This is a genomic window from Undibacterium sp. Di24W (genome assembly GCF_049340325.1).
Classification (GTDB): domain Bacteria; phylum Pseudomonadota; class Gammaproteobacteria; order Burkholderiales; family Burkholderiaceae_D; genus Undibacterium.
In genome coordinates this window covers 1-383 of record NZ_JBMPOP010000028.1, presented here as the reverse complement: position 1 = coordinate 383, position 383 = coordinate 1, and the positions used below count along the sequence as shown (strand labels likewise).

The 383-nt window shown below is 47.0% G+C and carries 1 protein-coding gene; it reads left to right on the top strand.

From position 1 onward, the window contains the following. On the top strand, nt 1–383 hold a 383-nt coding region (locus tag ACO0KZ_RS20480), incomplete at both ends, for a hypothetical protein (protein ID WP_422998637.1).

The window sequence follows — 383 nt, the reverse complement described above, 5'->3', positions numbered from 1 at the left end:
TTGGATTCTAAAGCCCTGTTCTTGAACAAAGTGGCAGTGGGTGAATACTACGGTTTCACCTTGAACAGCAATGATGTTGCTGGTGCAACGACGATCATGGCTAACGTGACTAAAGACCCAGCGTCTGTGGAAGTTGCGAAGCAAACTAACGGTAACAACCCAGTGTTGACCAGTGGTACAGACAAAGTATCTGGCGTGAATTTCACATCAGAATTAGTCTACACACCAGGCGGCGGCAATCGTATCAACTCCCTGCAAGACGAAGACGTCTTGACAGGTACAGGTACCGTCAACAAATTGACAGCCACTTTGGGTAACGCGAATGACAACGGCGGTACCGTCATTACACCAAAATTGAACAACATCAACGTGTTGGATTTGAC